General features: G+C 46.5%; 24 protein-coding genes. 19 read left to right on the top strand and 5 right to left on the bottom strand.

What is annotated here, in order from left to right:
* Positions 1–77 precede the first annotated feature (77 nt).
* Positions 78–1,778 carry a single-stranded-DNA-specific exonuclease RecJ gene (recJ, locus tag ACSHX2_RS00525; RefSeq protein WP_435689529.1) on the top strand — a complete coding sequence of 567 codons (1,701 nt, stop codon included), beginning with the start codon at positions 78–80 and terminating at the stop codon, positions 1,776–1,778.
* Entirely contained in the window at positions 1,778–3,802 is a 2,025-nt protein-coding gene (gene recG, locus ACSHX2_RS00530) for an ATP-dependent DNA helicase RecG (RefSeq protein ID WP_435689531.1), read from the top strand. The genes recJ and recG overlap by 1 nt, the downstream gene beginning before the upstream one ends.
* On the opposite strand, the gene ACSHX2_RS00535 is transcribed toward recG, so the two are convergent.
* Positions 3,803–5,092 (bottom strand): aminopeptidase P N-terminal domain-containing protein, encoded by a 1,290-nt coding sequence (locus ACSHX2_RS00535; protein WP_435689533.1) that lies wholly within the window; start codon positions 5,090–5,092, stop codon positions 3,803–3,805.
* Positions 5,093–5,640: 548 nt separating this feature from the next.
* Between ACSHX2_RS00535 and ACSHX2_RS00540 the strand changes: the two genes are divergently transcribed.
* The 6 genes from ACSHX2_RS00540 (at position 5,641) to ACSHX2_RS00565 (ending at position 12,593) form a co-directional block, all read left to right on the top strand.
* Positions 5,641–6,933: an NAD(P)/FAD-dependent oxidoreductase gene (locus tag ACSHX2_RS00540; protein WP_435689535.1), complete on the top strand. Its 1,293-nt coding sequence runs from the start codon at positions 5,641–5,643 to the stop codon at positions 6,931–6,933.
* A 175-nt stretch (positions 6,934–7,108) separates the two neighbouring features.
* Entirely contained in the window at positions 7,109–8,218 is a 1,110-nt protein-coding gene (locus ACSHX2_RS00545; RefSeq protein ID WP_435689537.1) for an AI-2E family transporter, read from the top strand.
* Between the two features lie 3 nt (positions 8,219–8,221).
* On the top strand, positions 8,222–9,757 hold the full coding sequence (locus ACSHX2_RS00550; RefSeq protein ID WP_435689538.1) for an efflux transporter outer membrane subunit: 1,536 nt from the start codon (positions 8,222–8,224) through the stop codon (positions 9,755–9,757).
* Positions 9,758–9,765: 8 nt separating this feature from the next.
* Positions 9,766–10,425 carry an ion channel gene (locus ACSHX2_RS00555; RefSeq protein WP_435689540.1) on the top strand — a complete coding sequence of 220 codons (660 nt, stop codon included), beginning with the start codon at positions 9,766–9,768 and terminating at the stop codon, positions 10,423–10,425.
* A 4-nt stretch (positions 10,426–10,429) separates the two neighbouring features.
* Positions 10,430–11,536 carry an HlyD family secretion protein gene (locus tag ACSHX2_RS00560; RefSeq protein ID WP_435689542.1) on the top strand — a complete coding sequence of 369 codons (1,107 nt, stop codon included), beginning with the start codon at positions 10,430–10,432 and terminating at the stop codon, positions 11,534–11,536.
* A 1-nt stretch (position 11,537) separates the two neighbouring features.
* Complete coding sequence (locus tag ACSHX2_RS00565; protein WP_435689544.1) at positions 11,538–12,593, top strand: hypothetical protein; 1,056 nt, start codon at positions 11,538–11,540, stop codon at positions 12,591–12,593.
* Between the two features lie 127 nt (positions 12,594–12,720).
* Here the strand turns inward: ACSHX2_RS00565 and ACSHX2_RS00570 are convergent, their stop codons facing one another.
* Together ACSHX2_RS00570 and ACSHX2_RS00575 are read right to left on the bottom strand one after the other, a co-directional pair.
* A complete protein-coding gene (locus ACSHX2_RS00570; RefSeq protein ID WP_435689546.1) occupies positions 12,721–13,095 on the bottom strand; it encodes a hypothetical protein in 375 nt (124 codons plus the stop codon).
* Between the two features lie 115 nt (positions 13,096–13,210).
* Positions 13,211–13,405 carry a hypothetical protein gene (locus ACSHX2_RS00575; RefSeq protein WP_435689548.1) on the bottom strand — a complete coding sequence of 65 codons (195 nt, stop codon included), beginning with the start codon at positions 13,403–13,405 and terminating at the stop codon, positions 13,211–13,213.
* 146 nt (positions 13,406–13,551) lie between these two features.
* On the opposite strand from ACSHX2_RS00575, the gene ACSHX2_RS00580 reads away from it, so the two are divergent.
* The 9 genes from ACSHX2_RS00580 (at position 13,552) to ACSHX2_RS00620 (ending at position 21,058) form a co-directional block, all read left to right on the top strand.
* Entirely contained in the window at positions 13,552–15,345 is a 1,794-nt protein-coding gene (locus ACSHX2_RS00580; RefSeq protein ID WP_435689550.1) for an Hsp70 family protein, read from the top strand.
* Positions 15,346–15,423: 78 nt separating this feature from the next.
* On the top strand, positions 15,424–16,269 hold the full coding sequence (locus tag ACSHX2_RS00585) for a DUF4339 domain-containing protein (protein WP_435689552.1): 846 nt from the start codon (positions 15,424–15,426) through the stop codon (positions 16,267–16,269).
* Between the two features lie 20 nt (positions 16,270–16,289).
* Entirely contained in the window at positions 16,290–16,925 is a 636-nt protein-coding gene (locus ACSHX2_RS00590) for a potassium channel family protein (RefSeq protein WP_435689554.1), read from the top strand.
* Between the two features lie 62 nt (positions 16,926–16,987).
* Positions 16,988–17,602, top strand: a complete 615-nt coding sequence (gene lexA / locus ACSHX2_RS00595; protein WP_435689556.1) for a transcriptional repressor LexA — start codon at positions 16,988–16,990, stop codon at positions 17,600–17,602.
* Between the two features lie 41 nt (positions 17,603–17,643).
* The gene (locus ACSHX2_RS00600; RefSeq protein WP_435689558.1) at positions 17,644–18,006 is read left to right on the top strand and encodes a hypothetical protein; all 363 of its coding nucleotides are present in this window, start codon (positions 17,644–17,646) and stop codon (positions 18,004–18,006) included.
* Positions 18,006–18,593: a Maf family protein gene (locus tag ACSHX2_RS00605; RefSeq protein ID WP_435689560.1), complete on the top strand. Its 588-nt coding sequence runs from the start codon at positions 18,006–18,008 to the stop codon at positions 18,591–18,593. The genes ACSHX2_RS00600 and ACSHX2_RS00605 overlap by 1 nt, the downstream gene beginning before the upstream one ends.
* A gap of 4 nt (positions 18,594–18,597) precedes the next feature.
* Positions 18,598–19,596, top strand: a complete 999-nt coding sequence (locus ACSHX2_RS00610; protein WP_435689562.1) for a diacylglycerol/lipid kinase family protein — start codon at positions 18,598–18,600, stop codon at positions 19,594–19,596.
* 70 nt (positions 19,597–19,666) lie between these two features.
* Positions 19,667–20,254, top strand: coding sequence for a SanA/YdcF family protein (locus tag ACSHX2_RS00615; RefSeq protein ID WP_435689564.1), 588 nt, complete (start codon positions 19,667–19,669; stop codon positions 20,252–20,254).
* A gap of 144 nt (positions 20,255–20,398) precedes the next feature.
* The gene (locus ACSHX2_RS00620) at positions 20,399–21,058 is read left to right on the top strand and encodes a DUF502 domain-containing protein (protein WP_435689566.1); all 660 of its coding nucleotides are present in this window, start codon (positions 20,399–20,401) and stop codon (positions 21,056–21,058) included.
* A 43-nt stretch (positions 21,059–21,101) separates the two neighbouring features.
* On the opposite strand, the gene ACSHX2_RS00625 is transcribed toward ACSHX2_RS00620, so the two are convergent.
* A complete protein-coding gene (locus ACSHX2_RS00625; protein ID WP_435689568.1) occupies positions 21,102–22,142 on the bottom strand; it encodes a transporter in 1,041 nt (346 codons plus the stop codon).
* Between the two features lie 147 nt (positions 22,143–22,289).
* Positions 22,290–22,688 (bottom strand): hypothetical protein, encoded by a 399-nt coding sequence (locus tag ACSHX2_RS00630; RefSeq protein ID WP_435689570.1) that lies wholly within the window; start codon positions 22,686–22,688, stop codon positions 22,290–22,292.
* Positions 22,689–22,818: 130 nt separating this feature from the next.
* Here ACSHX2_RS00630 and grpE point away from each other — a divergent pair, with 130 nt between their 5' ends.
* A complete protein-coding gene (gene grpE, locus ACSHX2_RS00635) occupies positions 22,819–23,460 on the top strand; it encodes a nucleotide exchange factor GrpE (protein WP_435689572.1) in 642 nt (213 codons plus the stop codon).
* Between the two features lie 23 nt (positions 23,461–23,483).
* Positions 23,484–24,647 (top strand): molecular chaperone DnaJ, encoded by a 1,164-nt coding sequence (gene dnaJ / locus ACSHX2_RS00640; protein ID WP_435689574.1) that lies wholly within the window; start codon positions 23,484–23,486, stop codon positions 24,645–24,647.
* Positions 24,648–24,748: the final 101 nt, after the last annotated feature.

Below are 24,748 nucleotides of genomic sequence, written 5' to 3' on the forward strand. Positions count from 1 at the left end.
CGGCATTTCTTTTTCCTTCAGCTTTCTGAAAGATTGCTTGAGCTGAGGGTAGTGCAGGGATAGCGTGTCTTGACTAGATGGAAGAGGAGCCAAGACAGTGGATTTTAAAAAAAGATCCTGAGATAACTGAGCGAAATGTGGGAGGGATTCCTAGCATTTTGCTTAAGCTGTTAGGCCAACGTGGTGTTTCTGGAGAAGAGGCGATCCGAAAATTTTTGAAACCTAAGCTAAAGGACCTGAGTGATCCTTATCTTTTGCCAAATATGCAGAAGGCTGTAGACCGAATTTTTCAAGCGGTTGATGGAGGCGAGCATGTACTGGTCTACGGTGATTATGATGTAGACGGTGTGACATCTGTCGCGCTTATGCGCACAGTGTTAAATGCCTACGGTGTAAGTGGAGGGATTTTCATTCCTACGCGTGGAGAGGAAGGTTACGGCCTGAGTGATGCGGCAATCAAGAACCTGATAGAGGAGCACGGGAAGCCTGATCTTATAATCACTGTTGATTGTGGCACAGCGTCGATCGATGAAATTGCTAAACTGAATGATCTAGGAGTTGATGTGATCGTGGTAGACCATCACGAAATGTCAGTGAGGGGCTGTCCAGAATGTGTGGCAGTGGTTAATCCAAAGCTTGGTGACGATTTCCATTACCTTTGTGCTGCTGGCGTAGTATTTAAACTCGCTCACGCATTGCTCAAGCAGAGGAATATCGATGGTTTTGATCTAAAGAACTATATTGATATGGTGGCTGTGGCAACTGTGGCGGATATCGTTCCTTTATTAGAGGAGAATCGCCTGCTTGTACGCCACGGCTTAATGCGCTTACCTAATACTAGTAATGTTGGGTTAAAAGCTCTTCAGCAAGTGGCTGAGCTAAATGGTAATGTTTCGAGCATGGATGTCGGTTTCCGACTTGGTCCTCGTATCAATGCTGCAGGTCGCATGGATAAACCTGAAGATGCTCTGGCGCTTTTATGTGAATCTAATGCAGGAGCTGCTAAGAAGCTTGCAGAGATGTTAGACGGTTACAATCGTCAGCGACAGACCTACGAAAAGCGGATTCGTGAAGAAGCCATGAAGATGGTGGAGGAGCAGTGCGACCCAAAGAATGATCCTGTGATTGTTTTAGGTTCACGTGATTGGCATCCGGGTGTGGTGGGGATTGTAGCCTCCCGCTTGATGCGCCAGTTTTATAAGCCGACATTTATCGTGGCGATTGATGATGATGGAGTCGGTAAGGGAAGTGGTCGTAGTGTCGAGGGAGTATCTCTGGTGGGAGCGATCCAGGCATGCCCTGAGGATTTGATTTCAGGCGGTGGCCATGACATGGCTGCAGGTCTGAGTATTAGAGAAGAAAATATCCCAGCCTTCCGTAAGAATTTTGCTAAGTATGTCTTAGAGACGACGTCTAAAGAGCAGCGAGCTCCGCGTATGAATGTGGATGCGGAGATTGACTTTGAGGAGCTCTCTCTCGACTTTTTGGATAGTTACGACTTGTTGCAGCCCTTTGGAAGCCAGAATCCGCAACCGGTCTTTATGAGCCGAGGCGTATGGCTTACTGAAGCTCCGCGTCATTTAAAAAATAAGCACCTTAAACTTTTTCTCCGTCAGGGGATTTCAGAGCAAGATGCTATTTTCTTCAGCGGTGGAGAGCGTAACTTACCTGATCCACCATGGGACGTGGCTTTTACGATAGATCGAAATACATTCCGCGGGCGCACGACATTACAAATGGTCATCCAAGATGTCCGTGCAGCGCGCACTGATGGCTGATGGCGGTGCTAGTAACAGATGAGCTTGTTTCCCTTGGATTTGTACCAGCCAAGGAGGTAATAGCATTTTCAACTGCGAAAATATTGTTGGTTCAAGATCTACTCGATCATTTGCCGAAGCGCTATGAAGACCGTAGGCAATTTGACGCCTTTCCTGCTCAAGTTACAGGGAAATCGATGTGCCTTCGTGGGTTTGTAACGGATTGTCAGAGAAAAGGTTTTGGCGGGGGGCGTGGTTTCCATGAAGTAGTCGTTCAGGCTGATGGTGGGTTCTCAGGTTCTACTATAACGCTTAGATGGTTCAATATGCCTTACATTTCTAAGATGCTAGCAGTGGGGCATGAATTAGTTTTTTTTGGAAAGCCAAAAGAGAGTTCAGGGAAGTTGGTTATAGATCATCCTGATTTTGAAATCATTAACGATATGGTAGATGAAAGTGTTCATCTCGATCGTCTTGTTCCGGTTTATCGAAATGTGGCTGGAGTCCATCAGCGTCGCTTAAGAGAACTTATTTATCAGCTGAGTAGGCAAGTAGAGCCAGAGAGTGTGGCATTGGCTTATTCTGTAGATTCGACCTATCCTAGGATTGACGCGTACAGAGAGGTACATTTTCCTGAGACGCTTGAGCAGTCAGAAGCTGCGAGACGATTTTTTGCTTTAGAGGAGTTTTTCATGTTGCAGCTCAATGTGGCATGGAGGAAGTCGCGCTATGAGGCTCAACGAGGACGTGTTCTGGGGAAGAAAACGACCTTGCTCAAAGCGTTTTATGAGAGCTTGCCGTTTGATCTGACTGGGGCGCAGAAGCGTTCGGTGAAAGAGATCGTATCTGATATGCGCCAAGCTCGTCCAATGAACCGGATGCTGCAAGGTGATGTGGGCGCAGGCAAAACATTTGTAGCGATGTGCGCTGCTTTATTGGCGATTGAGAGTGGAGTGCAGGTGGCTTTGATGGCGCCTACTCAGATTCTAGCAGAACAGCACTATTTGACATTTTGTAAATGGTTAGAGCCGCTGGGTATTCAAGTGGGTATACGGACTTCTTCTCGCAGGGAGGATGCTATTTCTGGAGGAGGTACTCAGTTATTAATCGGTACACATGCCTTATTATATGATGATGAAGCTTTCGATGATCTAGGTTTAGTGATTATTGATGAGCAGCATAAGTTTGGAGTGGAGCAGCGCAGTAAATTGGTACAGAAAGGTTTGGTTCCTGATGTGTTAGTGATGACGGCTACGCCTATTCCCCGAACTCTCACACTGACTATCTACGGAGATTTAGATGTTTCTGTTTTAGATGAGCGACCAGCGGGGAGGGGTAAAGTGATTACAGCACTCCGTCCTAAGGCGAAAGTTTCAGATGTTACGAAGTTCGTGAAGCAGCAGCTAGAACAGGGGCGACAGGCGTACCTAGTATACCCATTGGTGGAAGAGAGTGAATCGCTCAAAGCTGAGTCAGCGACTGTTGAGTTTGATAAGTGGCAAAAGCGTTTGTCTAAATATAGAGTTGGCTTGCTACATGGGAGGCTTAGTGCTGAGGAGAAGGAGCTAGTGATGAGAGAGTTTCGAGACGGCGATACAGATGTGCTGGTCTCGACCACGGTAATCGAGGTTGGGGTAGATGTTCCCAATGCGAATCTAATGGTGATATACAATGCTGAACGGTTTGGACTTTCTCAGCTTCACCAGCTTCGTGGTAGAATCGGACGTGGGGAGCACAAGAGCTACTGTGTGCTAGTGACAGATGGAAAGAGTTCGGAGGCAATGGATAAGCTAGAGGTTCTAGCGGGGACTGATGACGGTTTCAAAATAGCGGAAGCCGATCTCCGGCTGCGCGGACCAGGAGATGTTTTAGGAACCCAGCAGAGTGGTCTATCTGATCTCAGATTTATTGAATTTTTAGCAGATGCTGAACTAGTACGAGAAGCTCGAGCCCAAGCAGATAAGTTATTACACGAGGATCCAGCACTCGCAAATCATCCAGAGCTATTAGTGCAAATGGTCGATGATGGTGTGCGCACGGTTTAGTTATTCAGCCATGAGTTTTTCGATGTCATCCGCTTCAATCGGGATGTTTGCCATCAAATCGGTGTTCTCTGTAGCTCCGATGTAGATATCATTCTCTAAGCGAATGCCGATGTTTTCTTCTGGGATGTAAATGCCAGGTTCTACGGTGAGGACATTGCCTACGGCGAATGGTGCATTGGTCGGAGATACATCGTGCACGTCGAGTCCGAGGTGGTGAGATGTTCCGTGCATGAAGTACTTTTTGACGAGAGGTTTGCTAGAGTCTTGTTTTTTGGCTTCTGCGGCATCGATAAGTCCCAGCTGGATAAGCTCGGTTTCCATGATTTGGAGTACTTGAGATTGATAGTCGCTAGGAGTGAGGCCTGGACGAAGTAGTTCAATGGCTTGGCGCATTACGCGTAGGACTGCATCGTAAACTTCTCGCTGGCGCGGGCTAAACTTGCCATTGACCGGTACGGTACGAGTCATGTCAGCATTCCAGTTTGCATACTCAGCGGCGACATCCATGAGAACGAGTTCTCCATCTTGTAGGGGCTGATTATTTTCTAAGTAGTGCAGTATGCAATTGCTCGCGCCGCCGCCAATGATGGGAGTATAGGCAAAGCCACGGGATTTATTTTTTACAAATTCGTGGATGAATTCGGCTTCCACTTCCCACTCTCCGGCTCCTGGCTGGATCATTTTTAGAACTCGGCGGAATCCTAATTCAGTGATGTCGCATGCTTTTTGGATGATGTCGATTTCTTCCGCTTGTTTGGTCACTCTGAGTTGATGCATCAGCGGGGCGAGCCTACTATAGCTGTGGAGCGGGTAGGCTGACTTACATTTTTTTATGAAGCGATCATTGCGGGTTTCGATGCTCACCTCGGCTCGAAGGTGCTCATTGGTATTGAGATATATAGTCTCAGCTTGTTGGACAAGGGAGTGGAAGAGAGAGTCAAAAGAGTTTGTCCACTGGATGTTGGTAATTCCTGAAACTTCTGTGGCTTGTTCTTTCGTGAGTTTGTGGCCTTCCCATACGACGACGTGTTCGTTGGTTTCACGCACAAAGAGAATCTCACGGTGTTCTTTTTTTTGAGCATCAGGAAATAGCAAAAGAATGCTTTCTTCTTGGTCGATGCCGGTGAGGTGGATGAGATCAGAGTTTTGTTTGAAGGGTAAGACGCCGTCGGCATTCGTAGGCATGACATCATTCGAGTGGAGAATGATGATGCAGTTCGGCTTGAGCAGTTCGCGGAGTCGCTCACGATTGCGTACGAAAAGGGAATTGGGAACAGGCTCGTATCTCATACTGAAATAGGAACGCTAATTTCACAGCGGATCAAGGAGTAATCGAGCAATGAGGGCATAAAAAAGGGCATTCTATAAAAGAATGCCCAAGGGGATATTATGGGGTTTAGGGGAAAGTTGGGGGAGGGGGAGACGTTCGGCTGGTGAGAGGGTGATCACCAGCCGAACGGCGCTAATCGGGGAGAAGGGGTGCAGGTACTACCATGAGAAGTGTTAGTACCTTATGTATTTTTGTTTTGCCTAAGTCTTAAGAGTTGAGTACCTTGGGGGATGGTGAGTTTTCCTAAGACAATTTGAGACTATCTGGTCAGCTTTAAAATGTATTGAACGTTCTTGCTTTTTTACTAGGGAATATTCACCCAGCTGTTTTGGTTGTCTTAATGTTCTTTATTATAGTGTGTTCGTGTTTTTATTTAAGATTAATTTAGGATTAATTTCATTGTTGGAACTAAATTTTGGCTGCTTTTTTATGACACAAGACGTGACTTTGTGAAAATATTCACAAAGTCGTGCTTGTGTATCACTGAGAGAGGGATTAGAGCCTGCGCATGTCAGTTCCTGTAGTGCAAAAAGTAGTGATTATTGGCGGAGGATTTGCAGGCTTAGAATGTGCTAAGCAACTCGCAAATAAGCCGACTTTTGAAGTCACCCTGATTGATCGGACAAATCACCATTTGTTCCAGCCCTTGCTATATCAAGTAGCAACAGCGACACTTCCTTCTCACGATATTGCACGTTCTTTACGTAGTATTTTAGCTGATGCTGAAAACGTGACTGTATTGATGGATGAAGTAACTGAAGTCGATTCTAAGGGGAAGTCAGTGCATGGTAAGAGTGGTAATATTTATGATTATGATACTCTCGTAGTCGCTGCAGGTGCTAAGACCGGCTACTTTGGTAACGATCACTGGGCAGAGCATACGATTGGCATGAAAACGCTCGCCGAAGCCTGTGAGATTCGCCAGAGAGTTCTTAAAAATTTAGAACAAGCTGAGTTAATAGATGATGTTGCTGAGCGTGAGCGCTTGATGACTATTGCTATCGTTGGTGGAGGACCTACAGGGGTTGAGCTTTCGGGTGCTTTTGTAGAGCTCATTCAGCGTTCCATGAAGCGCAACTTCCGCCGTATTGATACAAGTGATCTAAAGGTTATCCTTATTGAGGCTGGGCCTCGTTTGCTACCTCCTTATCAGGAAGATAGTTCAGCGTATACGCAGAAACGACTGGAGAGTCTTGGTGTCGAGGTTCTTGTGAATACTATGGTGACTGACATTAAAAAAGGTCAGGTCATCACGAAGGATGGGGTTTTAGAAGCTGGGACTATTCTTTGGGCAGCAGGTGTGGAGGCTGAAGGCATTGTGTCCAAGCTGCCAGTAGAGGTGAATAGGGCTGGAAAGGTTACGCCTGAGCCGTGTCTCGCACTGCCTAATCATCCAGAAATTTTTGTGGCAGGTGATGTTACCTTCATGAAGGACATTAAGGGTGTGCCTGTTCCTGGTGTGGCTCCAGCAGCTTCACAAATGGGACGCTTCATCGGTAAACTACTAGTAAACGAAGCTGTTCCAGGCAATGAGAATGCTGAACGTCCAGGATTTGTTTACTGGGATAAAGGAGCTATGGCGATTGTTGGCCGCTTCCACGCGGTTGTCGAGTTTGGTAAGATTCAGCTCAAGGGAGTTATCGCATGGCTTGCATGGTTGTTCATCCACATTTTGTTCCTTGTTGATTTCCGCTCTAAGCTGAGTGTGTTTATCCACTGGTTATGGAATTATGTGACGAACGCTCCAGGAGTTCGTGTTTTCGAGTATAAGCCCTCGGATTACCCAGAAGAGGATAAGTAGCACAACTTGATCTATAAGATTTTAAATGCCGAGTTCACATAGGTGACTCGGCATTTTTTTGTCACGTTCAGCGATGTATATTGGCATTGTAAAAACATAGAGTGTTTTCTATACATCATGTGAATTAGTGGCGCTGTTAGTGCTTGTTAGGCTAAATTTAATACCAACATTTTTAATGAACTCTTCAGAAAATGACAATGCATTCGTTCGCAATGCTATCGATGCCGCAGTTAAGATTTTCCTTATAGGCTTGATGCTAAGCCTGTCTTACAAAATCATACACCCTTTCGTCATGCCCGTAGTATGGGCGATTATCATCGCCGTGGCCTTTTCGCCAATGATCGATAAGCTCACTAAGGTTTTTGGAGGGAAGCGTAAGCTAGTCTGCATAGGCTTTAGTTTATTGACGGTGGCTGTTCTCGTCGTGCCAGTGGTAGTGCTTGCGAATACCTCTATCGATGTAGTGCAAGAGGTCGCAGGTGATCTCAAAAATAATGAGGCTCATTTCATCAAAGAGGCGCCGCCTAAGGTCGCTGAGATTCCGGTTGTAGGAAAGAAAGCTAGTGAAATTTGGAATTTAGCAGCGACTGACTTAAAGGCTGCGATTAAAGCTACGGCGCCACTAGCTCAAGATACTGCTGCAAAACTTGTTGGTGCCATAGGAGGTGGTCTGAAGGGACTTTTGCAGTTCGTTATTTCTTTCATCATTGCCGGGGTGTTGTTGATCAATCCAGCTAAAGGTTTTGCTGTAACTCGTAAAATTGCGCGTAGTTTTGCGGGTAAGCGCGGTGAGGAGTTTACGAAGCTTACAATAGCAACGATCCGAGGGGTGATGACTGGTGTTATCGGTGTGGCGGTGATTCAATCCGTACTGGCTACGGTTGGTTTGTTGGTAATGGGGATCCCGGGTGCTGGTGTGTGGGGGGTGATGGTTCTTATCTGTGCAATTGTTCAGTTACCACCTATTCTCGTTCTTGGGCCGATCGCGGCTTATGCATTTTCTCAGTACGATACGGTGCCAGCGGTTATCTTTTTAGTGTATTCATTCCTCGTCAGTGCGAGTGATGGTATTCTTAAGCCTATTCTTATGGCACGTGGAGTGGACACACCAATGCTTGTGATCTTGTTAGGAGCTATCGGTGGAATGATGCTTTCAGGGATTGTTGGTCTCTTTGTAGGTGCTGTCGTCCTCTCTATTACCTATGCTGTTTTCATGGCATGGGTGAACGAGAAAGATGGTGTAGCGGCAGGAACTTCCGAGCTTGAAGAAAATACAGCTGAATAAATTATGTTTTCTTCAATTAGTCTTAGAGCCGTTACCTTAGGAGCGCTTCCGCTTGTGAGTGTGAGCTGTATGGTTGGGCCTGAGTATGTGGCTCCTGTTGCACCGATAGAGCCGGCGTGGGGAATGGATAATTCTAGCTTGCAAAAAGGAAGTAAGTCCAAGGTGGATCTTTCTTGGTGGAAGCAGTTCAATGACCCTCAGCTGAATTTATTGGTAGAGGAAGCTTACGATCAAAACCTTTCAATCCGGTCAGCAGCACTACGGATTCTCGAGTCACGTGCTATTCTAGGAATAGCAGAAGGGAATATGTTTCCTCAGAGCCAAGCTGCAAGTGGTGATCTTTTCCGTACTCGTGCGCCTGGTGGTGGAAACCCATACCTCAATTCGACATCATTTGGTTTTGACGCAGCTTGGGAATTAGACTTCTGGGGTAAGTTTAGAAAGTCGATAGCTTCTGCTGATGCTAGTTTACTGGCAGATGTGGCAAATTTTGATGACATTGTAACAAGCCTAACTGCAGAGGTCGCGACGGCTTATGTCAATGTACGCACTGTTGAAGAGCGGATAGCGATCGCGAAAAAGAACGTCGATCTACAGGAAAAGTCACTCAATATTGTGGAGCTTCAGTTTGAGGCCGGCACAGTTACCGAGCTCGATGTGCTGCAGGCGAAGACGCTCTTGACTAGCACGCAGGCGCAAATACCACGTTTTAAAGCCACTCTCTATAAATTACACAATGCTTTGGCTGTTTTGTTAGCCAAGGATGCTGACTTGATCCGCTCTCAGCTAAAGGGCGGGAAGGGGATACCTGTCGCGCCTGTGAAAGTGGCTGTTGGGGTTCCTGCTGAGCTGTTACGCCGCCGTCCAGACATTCGCCAGGCTGAAATGTTATCTATTGCCCTGTGTGAGCAAATTGGGATTTCTAAAACGGACTTGTACCCTAGCTTTACTTTGGTGGGCTTTTTAGGTGTAAGCGCCAACGATCTATCGGGGAGTTCACTCGATGACGTTTTTAGTGGAGACAATGGAGGGTTTAGTTTTGGTCCGACATTCCGATGGAATATTCTTAATTATGGTAGAATTAAGAATAAGGTGAGGGTTGATGATGCGCGTTTTGAACAAGCTATCACAGCTTATCAAAATATCGTTCTTAATGCGGCGCGTGAGGTTGAAGACGGGATGACAGGTTTTGTTCACAGTAAGCAGGAGGCTGAGTTTCTCCGACAAGGTGTCGCGTCTTCCGAGCGCTCGACTGAAATTTCAATGATCCAGTATAAGGACGGTCTTACGGGTTACCAACGTGTACTAGATTCAATCCGTTCTCTTACGCAGCGCCAGGACCAGTATGCTGCTGTGAAAGGAACGATAGCCACTGACTTTATTGCGATGTACAAAGCACTCGGAGGTGGTTGGGAAATGCGCGATCGAGCAGAAGCTATTCCACAGGAGGTGCGTGAGAAAATGATGCAGCGTACGGACTGGGGTAAGTTCTTAGAAGTGCCCGCACCTATTCAAGTGTCTGAAATCTCTAAGGGATAACAATTTCTATGACGTTTACGAAAGGATTTCTACGTTTACTCGTGGTGCTATTGATTTACATTATTGTAAGTCCTTTCATTCCATCCGGTACTATCGCGTCGACTGGCGTTCATATTTGGCTTACAGGAGTTCTTTTTTTCGCAGCACGCACAGCTCAACAAGGGACGAAAAAGCCATTTATTTTGCTTATATTAGCTTTCGCCTTGGTGCTTTATTGGCTAGGGGTCTATGAGGTTATAGAGTTTAGCCGCGAGTTAGCTCTGGGCTTTTTCGTAATGTTTTACGTGCTGATCTTGATTTCATTTATTAAGCAGCTTTGTGTAGTAAAACAGGTGGATGGTGAAGTGATAGCTGGGAGTTTATGTACTTACCTTATCATAGGTTTACTTTGGGGGGCTGCTTACAACCTTACCTATGCGATCGATCCCGATTCATTCAGTGGAAATTTATTAGATAATGATGTTGGAGCTAAAGTTCATGTTTTCAATTACTTCAGTATGGTGACGCTAACCTCGTTGGGTTACGGAGATATAACACCCCAGACTTTAGGGGCATCATCGCTTTGTCAGGTTGAGGCGATTATTGGTAATTTTTATACAGCGGTGCTCGTTGCATGGCTTGTGGGGATGTACGGCAAACCCTTACGTCAGAGGAAATCAGAAAATTAAAATTATGTCAGAGGATCAAAAAAAGGTTGAGGAACCTAAAGAAGTGACAAAAAGAGACCCAATCAAGTTTTGGACTCGGATAACTGTGATTACGATCGTAGGGCTCTTTTTTGCGCACATCTTTAGTGATAAGTATGTGCCTTATACAGCTAGTGCTCGGGTAGAGGCTTACATAGTCCCAATCGCTGCAGAGGTGTCAGGTCGAGTCTCTAAAGTCTATGTGACCAACAACCAGATAGTCAAAGAAGGGGAAAAGCTTTTAGACATTGATTCACAAAAATATGAAATCGCGGTGAAACAGGCTGAGCTGGATCTCCAGCAAGCAAGCCAGTCATCGGATGCTGACACAGCTAGCGTTTCTACAGCTCACGCGAAAGTGGCAGAAGCTGAAGCGAATTTGACTAATGCAAAAGTAAAAGGTGAGCGGATTATTAAGCTCTCTCAGCAAGGAGCAGCTTCTGTGTCCCGAGCCGACGATGCTCGTTCTAATATTGCTTCTAGCGAAGCAAAGCTTGCGAGTGCCAAATCTGAACTAGAGAAGGCTAAGAGTAATTTAGGGAAGACCGGTCAGGATAATACAAAGGTTCAAGCAGCTCTTTCTAAGCTTGAGAATGCGCGTCTCGATCTCACTCGGGCAACGATAGTAGCTCCATCTGATGGAGTTATTACGAATTTCTTAATAGATGTGGGACATTATGCTAATCCCGGCGCCCCTGTAATGACCTTCATTTCCATTAAGGAGGTTTGGATTCAAGCGAATATGCGTGAGAATAGTTTGGCTAATGTTGATAAGGGTGATCCAGTCGATATTGTATTAGATGCCGCTCCAGGTAAGGTTTTCACGGGCAAGGTTCGTAGTGTGGGCTGGGGGGTTTCCGATAACGCAAACAACCAAGTGGGAGGTTTAGCAACAGTGAAGACTACGCAAGGGTGGTTACGTGAGGCTCAGCATTTCCCGGTCGTCATTGATTTTGATGAAGGCCAAGGCAAGGGTTTTAAGCGTGCCGGAGGCCAGGCAAACGTGATTGTCTACACTGGTGGAAATTTCGTATTTAATACAGCAGGGAAGATCTGGATATCGCTTGTCAGTTTCCTTTCACATATTTACTAATATGACTTTAGCTCAGGTTCGTACTCTACGTTTGAGTTTGGCTGTGACCACAGCCGTAGCTGTATCGTATGGAGTCGCCTGGCCCTTGTCATATATGGTGCCATTGTTCGTGGCTATGTTCTTGAGCATGCCTTTACCATGGATTGGGTGGCCAACTGCGCTGAAGATCGTTAAGCGGCTCTGCGTGGGGCTGCTTATTGGTCTGGTGATTAGCGAGTTTTTCCTCCAGCTGCCACTAGTGTGTGTGCCTCTCTATGGCTTATTCTTTTTCTTGGTTTTTTATAACGACGCTAAAGCTCCACCGCTCTCAACCATTTTTATGACCATTGGAGCCACTATGGTTCCAATTATAGGTCTTCAAGCCAAAGTGGCTTCGCACTATGTGGCGTCTTTTATTTTGTTCGACTTATTAGCTGGTTTCTTTTTTACATGGCTCTTTCATTTACTAATTCCTAATAGAATAGCGGAAGTAGATCCTAATGCACCAAAGCCTCAGCGGCCGGCTCCTAAGCCAATTCCTCCACGTGAAGAGCGTGCAAGACTAGCTTTCATTTCCACGCTGGTATCTACTACTGCCGTACTCTTGTTCTTCAGCCTCAACCTAGTTCAGTATTCGCTAGCCATGATGTATATCTGCATGATGGCGGGGGCTCCGAGTACGAATGCGAGTATTAAGGTGATGACGAATAACTCTAAGTCCTGTTTTGTCGGGGGCATGGCAATTATCGTTGCTTATAATCTATTAGTAGCTGTGCCAACATTTTGGTTTCTCATCCCTCTAGTCTTAGCCTTTTCTTTCTTTTTTGCTCAGAAGATCAATTCAGGAAAGCCTGGTGCTGCGATCTGGGGCTCAGGGTTCACAACATTTCTTGTGTTGTTGGGTAGTTCTACAGGGGGAGATTCCAGTGCGAGTTCGAATTTCTATCTACGTATAGCTCAGGTGATATTCGCTGGCTTGTTCTGTATCTTAGCTATTGTGGTGATCGAGCATTGGATGGAGAAGAGGAAATCAAGGAAGCGACTTTGGTGGCGACCTTCGCTAAAGACATCCTATTAACCAAAGAAAACCCCGCTGCTCATGGTGACACGAGAGCGGGATAGTGGCTTTAATATGAATAACAACTTAGCCCATAAGCTAACTACTCTCTGAGGGGGATGTCCAAAATTCCGTTTTTTCTGAAAATTTATGCCCAGCTGAAACGCATGTGAATATGCTCAGCTTTTTTGTTCTGTAGGGCAATGTGGCGCATTTGTTCCTGGCAGTAGTCTTCCAGTGTGTGATTGTCGCCGAGAGTGAGACAGGCTTTTAAGCGCTCTTGGGCATCGTGAATGACGATATCGATTTGAATACGTGTCTCGAGTAGATCACGTAGAGTGTGTAGCTGCTCAAGGTACCAACCGGAAAGATGCGTTTTGAGGTGAAAGTAAGCACTGATGCAGTGTCCGGGTTCGCCTTGATTCATGAGCGCCAGACGCATGTCAAGGAGAGTATCCATTTGGTCTGGAATGCTCTGAATCATGCCGTCGATGTGGGAGATTGCTTCTTGGTGCTGTTTCACGCAGCTGAATATAGGTGAGAATGGGTCTCAATAGCAAGAGTTTTCACTAACAGAGAAAAACCTTACAGAGTGAACTGTAAGGTCTTTGTTGTGTGAGAACTGTCGGAGATAGAAGTTATTTACTTTTGAACTCGCCGCACCAGTCTGATGCAGAAGTTACAGGGAAGACAGTCTTGATTGTTTTTTCAGAACTAACTTCGAAGACAACGGATTGTGGAGAGCTGCGGCGGCAGTTACCGTTGGAATTGTCTGCAGAGTCCCAGTACGCGCAAGCTGCGCATGTTCTTGTTTTTGTAGCGGTTTCATTCATGATGCTGTTAGCTTATCTCAATAGTTGATAGGTCGTCAAACTCTTTATTTATAAGGGTTTAGTTGTTTTTGAGACTCAATTTCAAGCATCTTATTGAGACTGAGTATTAATACTTGAAAGAGTACAGATAGCGGATAGCAAGGGGCATGGATATTATAGGCATTGATCTTGGTACTACCAATTCAGCTGTAGGAATCGTGGAAAGTGGATTTCCAATACTTTTAGCGAATTCATCAGGTGAGCGCATCATGCCGAGCGCAGTGAGCTATGGAGCCGCTGGTGAGGTGTCAGTGGGTAAGTCAGCGCTGCGTCGCCGAGGAGTTGGATCTGAGGTGATAACGAGTATTAAGCGCTACATGGGGCGTCGCTATCGTGAGGTGGCTGATGAGAATTTCTGTGTTCCACTGAGTGAAGCAGCGGACGGAGGGGTTCTAGCAGCAGGAAAAACTCCGCAACAGGTGAGTGCTGAAATTTTAAAAGAACTTAAGCAAATTGCCGAAATGCAATTGGACCGTGTGGTGGAAAAGGCTGTGATCACTGTTCCTGCCTATTTTAATGATGCACAGCGCAATGCAACGAAAGAGGCTGGTGAGCTTGCTGGACTGGAAGTGGTGCGCATTTTGAGTGAGCCAACGGCTGCAGCACTTTCCTACGGACTGGATAAGCTCGGTGAAGAAGCGCGTGTGGCTGTGTACGATCTGGGTGGTGGAACTTTTGACATATCGATTTTGGAAATGCGCTCGGGTGTTTTTCAAGTGTTGGCGACAGCTGGCGACACACATTTGGGTGGAGATGATCTCGATGAAGCTCTGGCTTCATGGGTTTGGGAACAGGTGGGAGATCGATCCGAGCTTAGCTCAGATGAGCGTCAGCGCTTGATCGATGCAGCTAAAGGAGTGAAGGAGATTTTGTCAGATGCTGAGGAGACTGACTTGAGGATTCCATTTTTCAGGGAAGATTTACATATCGAGTTTACGGTTACTCGGGCTAGCTTTGAAAAGGTGGTTACTGCGGAGATCGGACGGACCGAGGCGCATTGTCGCAGAGTTCTGAATGATGCTGGGATTAAAAACGCTGCTGAGGAGTTAGATGCGGTGGTTTTGGTCGGAGGTTCTACTCGTATTCCAGCTGTTCGCGCATTGGTTGAACGTATTTTTGGCAAGACAGCAGACTTGTCTCAGCATCCTGATGAGGCCGTGACGCTAGGCGCTGTGATTCAAGGTGGAGTTCTGTCGGGAGCTTTACGTGAAATGGTTCTCTTGGATGTGACTCCTCTGAGTTTAGGGATTGAGACTTTTGGTGGGTTGATGAATGTCTTGATTCCGCGTAATACTACGATTCCATGCAAAGCTGGAGAAATGTTCACCAATGCTGTGGCGAACCAGCAGAGCATGCGTGTGAGAGTGCTTCAGGGGGAACGCGAAATGGCCAGAGATAATTGGGAACTTGGGAATGTAGATGTGGATTTTACTGCTTCTCCGAAGGGTCAGGCTCGTGTGGGTGTTCAATTTTCGATCGATGAAAACGGTATTCTGGAGGTGCTGACACGTGACACAGTGACGAATACAGACACTGTACTAGAGATTGATAGTGCGGCAGTTGATGTTGATGATGTAGCTGTCGAAAAAATGGTAAGCGAGAGTGTGGACTATGCCTTTGATGACATGTCTGAACGCGTTTTCACTGAGGCGAAGTTGAAAGCTGAGGAATTGCTCCCGGCTGTCTCTGCTGGGCTCGCACAGGTGGGCGCTGAGATGGATTTAGATGATCTCCACGCTATTCAAACTGCTGAGAAAGAGGTGCGTGTAGCACTTCAGTCGGCTGAGGCTAATGAGCTTAAGGCAGCTGTGCAGCGGTTAGATAAGGCAACTGAGCATATGGCGGCCATTTTGGTAGAAAAAGCGATGGAGGCTGCGTTGATGAAAAAGCTTGGTGAGTGAGTCTTCTGAACAATGAAACTTAGTTTGATTGTTTCCTTCACAAAGACAGATGCTGTGGTGTAGGGTTCGCGACAAATTATGAGTGAACAAGTTTGGTACTATAGCCAGCACGGAGAGCGCAAGGGACCCGTGACTTTAGAAGTTATTCAGGGGGCTATAGCACATGGAAAGATCGATTTAGCGAGCGATCTTGTGTGGGGGCCTGGCTTGTCAGATTGGGTGAAGGTCGATCAGGTGCCAGAATTACAGTCTCCTCTAACTGGGGGGGCTAACAGTGTGCCGCCGCCTCCACCGAGCGGTGCCGCTGCAGCAGACTCTTCAATGTCGAACATTGTACCGCCTTCCGCAGTCGCGAAGGCTCGAGCCACGGGGAATCCCTATGCTTCACCAGAATCTGAAAATGCACTTCAAGACGCGATGAATGCACGTAATGGTGGGAGTTACCCAGGGATGGGGCGTGTAGCTTTCATCTTGTGGAATATCCTCCTTGGAATAGGAACAACTGGAGCGTTGTTATTCCTTATTTTTGGGCTAGCATCCTTTTCTCCCGAAAATGGTATGGAGGGGTTAGGAGAGGCTCTTGTTGGAGGAATAATGATTGGACTCATTTTAATCTATCTAGGCGGAATCCTTGTTTCTATTCTGATAGCCTGTTCTCGTCTTAAGAACCTGTCGATGTCTCGTTGGAATTACTTATGGTCATTTATTCCCTTTGCTAATATTTGGCTGTCTTATCGCCTTGTTGCCTGTCCCGCTGGATATCAGCAACATAAGCAGTTAGACACTCCAGGTAAGGTGATTAAAATATTGTTCATTCTTTTAATCGTACTCTACATGATAATGTTAATATTTAGTGCAGCTAGTGCATATAAGAAAGCTGCTGACGAGGCCGCTAGTCAGGTTGAACTTGAGCAAAGTCAGTAAGACTTGAGTGAATAAGATCTATGTCTTTTCAGCTACGTAATCGTTCGATTGTACTCATTGCAGCAGAAGTTCTGCTGATATTCACTTCTGCATTCTGGGACGGGTCACCGGAAGGAAATAAGGTGGTTATTCTGCTCTATACCACTTTTCTCTGTCTTGGTGGTTATGTCATGTCGCAGAGCATACGGTGGCTTAAAGCTTATATATTTCTCGTCCTAGGCTCGATGTTCTTTGGCATGTTCGACCTTGGTTATACCTCGCTGGTACTGAGGCTTGTTTTTAATTCTGCAGCTTACCTTTTGTTGTTTAGGGTGATTTTGCGATATAGCTTTTTCCAAGAGCATGTTGCGAAGGCTGATCGAATTCTAGCAGGTGTTGCTGGGTATCTTTTGTTAGGCTTATTCTGGGCGAGCTTTTTTATGTTGATGGGGACGAGCGATCCAGGATCCATTTTCAATCAAGTGAGTGGTGAGGCTACGACACGAGCCGAGGAACTTTATTATTCTTACGTAACGATTACTTCTCTGGGGTATGGGGATATTGTGCCGGTGAGTCCAATAGCGAAGGTCGTGGCGACCTTTGCTGGATTGAGCGGAGTACTCTATACTGCGATATTTATCTCAGCTTTGATTAGCAGCCTAAAGTCTAAGGAATAGAAATTTTCCTTGCTGCTTCTTTTTATAATTCGCACTATGTTCTTAAGAACAGTGTTCAAATTATGAGTAAGGAATTAACAAAGCGACAGATTGAGGTGTATGAATATCTAAAGCGCGAAATGCGTGTGACGGGAGTAATGCCTTCGAGTCGAGATATTCAGGAGTTTTTTGGATTTGCAAGTCAGACGGCTGCGATGAATCATTTGCGAGCGCTTGAAAAGAAGGGTGTTATTCAGCGTATCCCAGGTAAGGCGAGAGCAGTGGCTTTAGTGGAGGAACTCGATCGCGAGGAAATAGTTGATATTCCGGTATATGGTTCGATCGCGGCAGGGATGGCGCAGGATACTCAAGAGGAGCAAGAGGGATGCCTTTCCATTGATATCCGTAGTTTAGGTATTCCACGTAATGCACGTACCTTTGCGCTCAAAGTACGCGGTGACTCTATGATCGATGCTCATATCTGCAATGGCGATACCGTGGTGCTCGAGTTTCGTGAGCCACGGCGAGGAGACGTGGTGGCGGCCTTGATAGATGGAGAGACGACGTTGAAGAGCTATGTGATAGAAAATGGAAAACCATTTTTACGCGCAGAGAATGAGATGTTTCCTGATCTAATTCCAGCAAGAGAGTTGATCATTCAGGGAGTGATGGTAGCGCTCCTACGCAATGCCGCATAATTTTCGACGACACCAGGTGATTGCTGTGTTAGAGAACGAGTGTGGAAAAACCGTCATCATTGACCCATTGCGCCCAGTTGAGGCGACGCGTGCATGCTAGTTGGAAAACCACACTGCTTGTCGCTCTTGTAGGAGGTGCTGTGCTTGGCGCAGGGCACCTTGTTGCCGCTTGGGCTGTGTTTCTAGTGGTGTTAATTATTGCAGTAGTAAGACCGATGATGGAGGTCTATTTTTCTCATCGCGCAGTTTGTCCACATTGCGAAGCTGATTTATTTTTAGAGATGTGTGAGATCGAGACTATGGGGGGAATTGAAGGTGGTCTTCGCTGCCCTAGCTGTGGATTGGATGCTTCTAAGATTGATGATAAACATGGGCCTGTGATTGATATCCGAGATTATAAGTAATGAAGAAACAATTGATATTGGCCTCGGGTTCACCGCGCCGTAGAGAGTTGCTTGCTGAGCTAGGTTTTGAGTTTGAAGTAGTTACTTCTGATGCAGAGGAAGAGCATAGGTGTGATATTACGCTAACAGATTTGTGCGAGCGAAATGCAGAGATTAAAACCTCCGCAGTAGCGGTGAAGTTTCCGGATGCAGTGGTGCTGGGAGGCGACACCTTAGTGTATATAGATGATGAACCTCTAGGTAAGCCTAAGAGCGTTGAGGAGGCTGTTACTATGTTAGAGCGTTTATCTGGGCGGACGCATCAAGTTTGCTCAGGGATGTGTCTGATCTCTGGTGAGCGAGTTCAGTTATTTCATGAAGTCACGAATGTTGTCTTCAAGGAGATTGGTAGGGCTACGATCGACGCCTACATGAAGCGCGTGGATGTCATGGATAAAGCGGGCAGCTACGCAGTACAGGAATGTGGTGAGATGATTGTTGAACGTGTGGAAGGGGATTTTTCAAATGTCGTAGGCTTACCTCAGCAAAAGGTAGTTGAGCAATTAGCGGCTTTCGGATTGCAGCCTAGCAAAGATGTGTTCATATAAAGGCATGGCTTCAGTTCGGTCTAGATATCCACTGCTATTTAACCCTAATGCGCGAAGCCAAAAGGGGAAGAGAGCTTTGCAGTTTCTCATTGAGAATGCGCAAGATTTTATTCTTTATGCGACTCGAGACGTTGAGGACGCTCAAGCTCTAACTGCAGATTTCGTAGCAAAGGGAGAGCCGGTAGTTCTTGCAGCTGGTGGAGACGGTACATTAAATGCGGTTATTCAGGAGCTAGCTGGTTCCGAGACAGCATTGGGTGTGCTGCCGGCGGGGACTATGAATGTTTTTGCTCGAGAAATGGGGATTCCAGTTCCTAATATGCAGAGTTCGAACCTTTCTAAGGCATTGGCTATTATTGAGGATGGGCATATACGTGACGTCGATTTATTTGTGGCTAATGGTCAGCTATTTGTGCAAATGGCGGGAATCGGATTTGATGCTCAAGTGATCGAAGAGACGACAGTCGAGTCTAAGAACTTGTTAGGTCCATTGGCTTACCTAATGTCTGCCGTCAAGTTGCTAGGTGATAAACCTCCGAAAATGAAAGTCATTTGTGCGGATGGTCGAGAGTTTGATGGCGTGGCTGTGTTAGTGGGCAACGGGGAACTCTATGGTGGTCAGGTAAAACTTTTTTCGAAAGCCTGCAATGAAGACGATATGCTAGATATTCTGATCTTTAAGGAGTCTGGCTATAAATTCGTACTCGATACCATTAAAGGGATTGCTGGCGTGATTGACCTAGTAGATTCTTCAGTCGAGTACATTCAAGCTGCAGAGTTTGTGGTTATTTCTGACAGAGAAGTACCTGTAGAAGTGGATGGTGAGTACACCGGACGATGTAAGGAGGTCACATTTAAGCCGGCAAAACGGAAGCTTAAGGTGCTAGCACCAGAGTATCAATCAGGTGGTTTTGCGAACCTCTGGAAGCATTGGCAGAATATTCCACGCAAATTAGCTGGTGATGGACGATCCAATACGGATGGAGAGAATGAAGGTCGTTAGAATCTGGTTCACGAAAAGGCGCGTTTTGATCTTATCATGTTTTTTTGTCTTGATCACAGGGGGCGCGATAGTGATAGCGAACTTACTAGCCATAGCGGCGAGCGAGGGGAAGGTTTTTACTGACTCCGCACGACTCCCTAGTTCTAGGGTGGCTTTGGTGTTTGGCTGCAATCCATTTGTTGAGGAGCGGCCAAACCTCTACTTTGATTACCGAATTGAGAAAGCCTTGGATGCTTGGAAAACTGGTAAAGTTAAAGGGTTTGTTGTTAGTGGGGATAATAGCCGCAAGGATTATGACGAGCCGCAAGCTATGCTTGATGCTTTAGTGAAGGGGGGGGTACCTGAGGAGATTATTGTTTGTGATTATGCTGGTTTACGGACACTCGACTCAGTGGTGAGAGCGAAAGAGGTTTTTGGCTTGGATAAATTACTTTTTATTAGTCAGCGGTTTCAGAACGAAAGAGCGCTCTATATAGCTGAGTATCATGGTATAGACGCGATATCTCTCAGTGCACGAGATGTGGCGGTGAATGCAGGGCTTAAGACGAAATTACGAGAGTTTTTGGCGCGACCTAAGATGCTATTGGATCTACATATTTTAGGGGGTAAACCTAGATTTCTCGGTGACAAGGAGCCGGTGCCTTTCGCCTTTAGATAAAGTCATTTCTATAGGAGTCATGTGCCCGAGAGTGCTTCAAGGTAGCTAGAAGGCTGTGTGGTTATTTATTTTGAGGGGGAATGCTGAACTATTTTTCGTGTTTTATTGAAGTAATGCATGATATCATTAAAATTTAAGTTGAAAATGCATTCTCATCCATGGCTCCGAGTAAGTAAGTTGACCCTAACAGGAGTGGCGACAGTTGTTCCTCTAGCTGGGACAATATGGTTGATCTTCATAATCATTCGGATGTTGATCCGTGGTGGTCAGTCCATGTTTGATTTCGTGCTGAGGAATTTCGCGCGGATTACGGGCTGGGAAATTGAGAGCTTTGGTTTTCTAGGGATTAAGTTGCTCTATTTTATTTTACCCTTGGCCTTATTCTTTGGAGTGGGCTTGTTTGTAGTGAGTCCGATAGGCCGACACCTAGTCAAGGTGATAGAAGCTGTGGTCAGCCGTATACCGTTGATCGGCTTTGTTTATAACGCCTTGCGCCAGTTTGTAACTGCGATTCAGGAGCTCGGAGCTGAGCGCCAGTTTAAAAGTGTGGTTTATGTCGAGTATCCAAGCCCTGGGTGTAAGCTGTTAGCTTTTGTGACCGGAAACTTTTTTGACAAGCAGCAGGGTAAGGATGTCACATCTGTTTTTATACCAACGAGTCCAAACCCGCTCACGGGGTTTATGGTGCTGATAGAAGACGAAAAGGTCATCCCTTGTGACATGAGCGTGGAGGAGGCTACTAAGATGGTGTTATCAGCTGGCCTTGTGACACCTAGGTCGATGAAAAAACGCGCCACTGAGTAGCCTCAGTAGCGCGTTGATAGTGAATTATTTTACAAGGAGAAGTTTACCAAGCGTATTGAGTTCCTAATGTAAGGCTCCAGTCTTGGCCAAGTTGTGGGCCATTGAGCTTCTGGTAGAGAGGGATGGCGAACTCAGTGGCTACGCGGAAGCCTGATGTTGGGTGCCATAAGTTGAGGCCTACACCTGCATCAATGCGAGTACCGCCTTGGTTATCGGGATCAGCGGCGGAGGACATATTAGGGTTCATTGCATTAACACTATTCACTGTGTTTCCATCGATGCGGCCCCAGCTCGACGCAGCAAGACGGAAGGAGAGTGAAGCCCAGTCCGCGACATTGGCGGCTGCCCAAGAGCTCGCTGAAATCTTGTCTCCATAGCTGTACCCTTCGTCATTTCTACCAAGGTGAATGCGACCATTGAGCTGTGCGCCCCATGACCAGAAATCATTAGGTTGGTCGAGATAGGTGAGAGAAGGTAGAAGGTCATAAGTGCCTGTACCCAGTTGCATAGCGAATGGCTGGTTCGCGATTATTCCCATTGGGGTACGGAATGTCTCATCAGTTGAGCCGGTCGGCAGAGAGAGGCTGAGTCCAAGATGGGCTCGTTTATTGTCGTTATCGTAGAATTTGTAGAGTCCGCCAAGTGAGGTGTCACCCCACCCTTCAGATTTCATTTTGGTCTGACTTCCTGCCATCATTCCCATGGTAATTTCCATCTCCATGGAGTTTTTTACATAGTTGGTCATCGCCGTGAGTGTGAGGTTGTCACTGGGTGCATACATCATGCCAAACATGTTCATGTCCATTTCCATTTCTGTAGGAACTACCATGTAGCCAGTATTGCCTGGGCTGATTTTTGAGTCACCGTCGTAGAGACCATCCATGTGCATCTTCATGTAGCGGTAGGAGAACATCCATTCGCCTGCATTATGAGTGTGGTCTGCCATGATTCCGATTGGGGCGTGACCGTCTGCACGACCACCGTACCATTTATCGTTTTGCCCAATTGAGTCCTTGCCGCTGTGGGCTAGAGCTACTGAGGTGAGTGTAAGTGCTGAAAGTGAGAATGTTTTAAAAGTGTTCATAATGATTTATTCTAATTTGTGTAAAGTTGTGGGCACAGGTGTGCCGCAGAAACAGGAAACCGGAGCTTGATCAAGCCGGTGAATAAGAAGCTACGCTAACGAGTGCTGCAGCTATAGTGTCGCCAAGTGGATTTTGGCTGATTTGGGTTACACAACAGCCCGTGGAGGAGGGCTTGGAACGCTTGAATGAACGTCTTTACGCGGGGGGATGTGCGAAACTAGGTAGGGAAGCCTAAACGAATTAGGAGCCAAAGGGGCGTTAATCTGTTCGCTTTTGGGAGAAACGAGTTTGAGACCACGTAGCTGCATTTCTGGAGCTTTGGATTTCTCTTCCTGAGATTTATTTTGCAGCTCGCTTGCTGCTAAACAATGTTCGCATGGGTGCTCGCCATCGAATGTGGTACTAAGTGCTTCGGTGACCCCTTGAGCAGGGATTCGGTCATTGAGCATAGTAATCCAAGCGTAGGACTGCAATGCTATGATGTGGCCATCAATCAATGAGATGGCTGCAACAAGGCATAGTAGTTTGGCAAGTAATGCACGCATGAGGATGTGAGCGACATAGAATTGTGTTGGGTTTTAGACAAGTAAAATAGAACATTAGAAGTGTGCAAAATGTGCGCAAGATTGCTGTTGTGGGGTTGACCTATGGCGTCAGCTGGCTATGAGTTTCGCCATGCAAGACGATGTCAAAACTGAAGAGCAAGACGTTCAAGTAGAGCAGCCTGTCGACCAGTCTCCTGAAGACGCGGCAAAATCCGTGGATGAAATTAATGCGGAAATCGAGCAGGAACTTGAAGATGCGCTGGTGGTAGAAGAAAAGAGCCGTGAAGAGCAACTCGAAGAAGAAGTAGCCGAACTCAAGAATAAGCTTCTTCGCAGTGTGGCTGACTTAGAAAACTACCGTAAGCGTAGTGCTCGCGATAAAGCCGATGCTATCCGCTACGGTAATCAGCGATTATTGGAAGATCTACTTCCTGTGATCGATAATTTCGGAATGGGAATGCAAGCTTCTGAAGCTGATTCCGGCTCCATGATCTACATGGGAATGCAAATGGTGCAGAAGCAACTCGATGGCTTCCTCGAGAATCAAGGAGTCTCTACCGTTGATCTCAAGCCAGGTGATGCTTTTGACCCTAAGGAGCACGATGCAATGGCTCAGGAAGTTTCAGATAAATTCGCAGAAGGTCAGATTATCCGTATCATGCGCAAGGGGTATAAGATGGGTGACCGTCTGATCCGCCCGGCAAATGTGGTGGTGGCAGAATCTGCTGCAGTAGCTGATGGAGATGACTCCACAGACAGTGTAGAGGCGTAAACAATACAAAAATTTTAGACCGAATGTCTGACAAAAAAGATTATTATGATTTACTAGGAGTGGCGCGTGATGCGGAAGCTTCAGTGATCAAGAAAGCGTATCGCAAACTAGCGATCAAGTTCCATCCCGATAAGAACCCAGATGATGCCGAGGCTGAAGCGAAGTTTAAGGAGATTGGTGAAGCATATGAAGTGCTGAGTAATGAAGACAAGCGTGCGGCATATGATCGCTACGGTCATGCAGCCTTCGACGGCGGCGGTGGTGGTGGCGGCTATGGTGGCGGCGGCGGTTTCCACGATGCGTCAGACATATTCTCTCAGGTCTTTGGTGGTGCTTTTGGTGGCGGTGGCGGTGGCGGCTTTGAGGAATTTTTCGGTGGTGGCGGTGGCCGTTCGCGCCGTCGCAGTGCAGCTCAGCCGGGGAGTGACCTTCGTTATGATCTCGATATTAGTCTCGAAGAGGCTGCTGTCGGTTGTGAGAAGGAGCTCGAGATTGAAAAAGAAGCTTCTTGTAAAACTTGTAGCGGCAGTGGCTCGAAGAGCGGTAGTGGGTCTAAGACCTGTTCTACATGTGGCGGTGCAGGTGCGGTGACTCGCCAAGCTGGTATTTTTGTTCAACAAACCACCTGTCCTGAATGTCACGGTGCTGGTCAAGTGATCTCTGATCCATGTAATGACTGTGGTGGCCATGGCCGACGTACTGATACTGCCCGTATTAAGATTCGTATTCCTGCGGGTGTTGATACTGGCACGCGCCTTCGTTCCTCTGGAAATGGAGATGCAGGTTTACGTGGTGGCCCCGCTGGTGATCTCTATGTATTTATCAATATCAAACACCACGAAATGTTTGAGCGTGACGGTGCTGATCTTCACTGTGAGATTCCAGTGCCATTTAGCGTAGCAACACTTGGAGGTGAGTTAGAGGTGCCAACACTTGAGGGCAGAGCCTCTATCAAAATTCCATCCGGCACACAGGGGGGAACTACTTTCCGTATGCGTGGACGTGGTATTAAGGATCTATCCTATGGTACGAAAGGTGACTTGCACGTTACTGTTCACGTTGAAGTGCCAACTAAGCTTAACTCTGAGCAGAAGGAAAAACTTAGAGAGTTTAGCGAGTCGATTGGTGAAAAGAACTCACCGATGCAGGAATCGTTTTTTGCGAAAGCGAAGAAGTTTTTTGAGTAAACTTTTTTAATTATCTTATTTAATAGTGCGAAGCTCGAGTTTTAGCTCAGCTTCGCACTTTTTGTTTCTTCACACTTCTCACCTATCTCTTCAAAGTTTCG

Source organism: Rubritalea sp. (genome assembly GCF_051252225.1).
GTDB lineage: Bacteria > Verrucomicrobiota > Verrucomicrobiia > Verrucomicrobiales > Akkermansiaceae > Rubritalea.